Origin of the sequence: Streptomyces sp. H39-C1, assembly GCF_027158125.1 — a bacterium.
GTDB classification, from domain to species: Bacteria; Actinomycetota; Actinomycetes; order Streptomycetales; family Streptomycetaceae; genus Actinacidiphila; species Actinacidiphila fildesensis.
This window is the reverse complement of sequence record NZ_JAPVLS010000222.1, coordinates 1-2459: the sequence shown is the minus strand read 5'-3', so window position 1 is coordinate 2459 and position 2459 is coordinate 1. Positions and strand designations below refer to the sequence as shown.

The following is a 2459-nucleotide window of genomic DNA, read 5'->3' as shown; positions in this document are numbered from 1 at the left end:
CCACCGAACTCGCGACAACCCAACTCAACGCCCGCGCCAAACCCTGGATCTGGGGCAGACCCGCCCCACCCACCCGACACCTACGCCGACGCTACGTCTACTGCCTTTGAGGAATTCAGCACTAGGCATACTGACCGTTCGCCTTCCGGAGCAACAGTGCACTGCGGAGGCAGTTGGCGATTTGGCAGACATCGCTGAACTCCTGGGCCATGAGATCATTATCGCTCAGCGCGACACCGACATCTACCTCCAAGCACGCCGCCGCAACCGGCTCACGCTGGCCGCAGAAATGCAGTGGCAACTGTTGCCTGCCCGCGCCTGCGCCCGCACCGAGTACTCGATCGGCGCACAGCTTGAGCCCGCCTACGCCATCTATGGCGACAACTTCGACTGGACCAGCACCGGCGAAAATCTCACCTTGAGTATCACCAACGGCTGGGGCGAAGGCATCAAGGCATCCCTGCTCACCAACCTGGCCGTCCAGGCGCTCCGCAATGCCCGGCGCGCCGGCCGGGGAATCGCGGACCAGGTTGCCGCGGCCGCGAAGGTGCTGCACGCCGAACACGGCGGCGACGTCCACATCGCCACGCTGATGCTCTCCTTCGACCTCGCTACCGGCCGAGCCGGCGTGATCGAGGCCGGCTCACCGCAGGTGTGGCGGCAGCGCGGCAAGAACGTGGAGCGCCTCTTCTTCGCAGCGCAGCCGCCATTGGGGATAATCGATGAGGGCACCTACGCTCCTCAGGAGTTCCATGTGCTGCCTGGGGACCGCTTGGTCATTGTCAGCGACGGGGTCTATGCCGCACATTCCCCGGGCGGTGAAGCCTATGAGGAGCGAGGACTGGCCCGCGCCATCACAGCGGCCACATTGTTGCCGGCCGCCGACGTCCCCGGCGCAGTGCTGAGAGAACTGACCAGGCACCGTGACGCCGTAGCGGACGACGACGCCCTGGTGCTCTGCCTGGACTGGCGCGGACGCTCCAGCCCCTCGGGGCGCCTCACGCCGCCCGCCATGGAGCCCATCTGAGGGGTTCAGGCCGGAGCCATCAGGTGACCGCGCAGGTGGGCGAGAGTGCGGTTGAGCAAGCGGGAGACCTGCATCTGGCTGACGCCCAGCTCGGTACCGATCTCGGCCTGGGTCATCTCCTGGCCGAAGCGCATGTTCAAGATACGGCGGTCGCGTTCCGGCAGAGCTGCGATCAGGGGCTTGAGGGTGAGGAGATTCTCCACGCCCTCCAGGGCCGGGTCGAGGTCACCGATCCGGTCGGCCAAGGCCCTTTCCTGGCCGCCGTCGTTGGCGATCGAGGGGATGTCGATCGTGCCGGCGGTGTAGCCGCTCGCCGCCACCAGGCCCTCGATCACCTGTGCGGGGGTGAGATCGAGGAACGCGGCGAGTTCCGATGTGGTCGCCTCTCGGCCCAAGCGGTCGGAGAGTTCTTCGCTGGCCTTGGTCAACTCCAAACGCAACTCCTGCAGCCGTCGGGGGACGTGGACCGCCCAACTGGTGTCGCGGAAGAACCTTTTGATCTCCCCTGAGATGTAGGGGACGGCGAAGGTGGCGAACTCCACCTCGCGGGAAAGCTCGAATCGGTCAATGGCTTTGATCAAACCGATCGTGCCGACCTGCATGATGTCCTCGCGCGGCTCGGGACGGTTGCGGAACCGGTTCGCGACGAAGGTGATCAGGGCCATGTTCAGCTCGATGAGGGTGTTCCGCGCGTATTGGAACTCGCGGGTTCCCTCCTCCAGCGACTGTAGGCGGTCGAAGAACAGTCGCGACATCTCGCGGGCATCCGCAGGAGCGACGTTCCCCGCGTCCTCGATCCACGGCAGGCCTGCCGTGCCAGCACTGAGAACCGAGCCGGTGGCCGCTGTTTCCGCAGTGCTTGTCATGACTGCCCCCAAACTTTGAACCAATCAGCAACTGGACGCCGTATACCCGCATTGCCAGACCACACACCCCTGTGGGGGTGCCGAATTGTGGGCGGGCTTCCGGCAGTTCTTCGAGCCAGTATCTTAGTGCGGCTTGCCCTCTTTAAGGCTGGCCGGACACGGGTCGGCGTGTTGCGCGTCCTCACGAGCGAAAGGTGCGCCAAGCGCCTGATCGATGCGTGGACAGAAAACCGCTCGCTCTGATAGCAGTAGAAATTGGGGCGGACCATCCTGCCGGTGACTCCCTCGGGTTGGACATCGGCTGGGCTGGTCTACCTGAGAATGTTGCGGCCTGCCGTCAGACCCGGCTCTGCGCCTGACTTGCTCTCGACGCCCGCTGCCGTGCACAGAAGCCGGAACGAGTGTCGGCGAGAGGCTGGCTCTCCCTGCAAGGTCCAGCAGGTGTCGGGGTACACGTGAACGTCCCCAGCCTCGTACGGATGAAAAGGGACAGTTGCTGATGCGGTGAGACATGCTGCTCGGCACTCTGATGCTTGGTCGATTCGGGCGGCGGAGGGGGCTGGCAG

At 64.9% G+C, this 2459-nt stretch carries 1 protein-coding gene and 1 pseudogene; one reads left to right on the top strand and one right to left on the bottom strand.

What is annotated here, in order from left to right; genetic code table 11:
- Positions 1 to 106: 106 nt before the first annotated feature.
- Positions 107 to 1027: pseudogene (locus O3W51_RS47745) on the top strand (PP2C family protein-serine/threonine phosphatase); the annotation flags it as partial.
- A 5-nt stretch (positions 1028 to 1032) separates the two neighbouring features.
- Here the strand turns inward: O3W51_RS47745 and O3W51_RS47740 are convergent.
- Positions 1033 to 1893, bottom strand: coding sequence for an RNA polymerase sigma factor SigF (locus O3W51_RS47740; RefSeq protein ID WP_269290339.1), 861 nt, complete (start codon positions 1891 to 1893; stop codon positions 1033 to 1035).
- Positions 1894 to 2459 lie beyond the last annotated feature (566 nt).

Coding starts and splice junctions, on each gene's coding strand:
- O3W51_RS47740 (WP_269290339.1), bottom strand. CDS start 1,893: ATGACAAGCACTGCGGAAACAGCGGCCACCGGCTCGGTTCTCAGTGCT.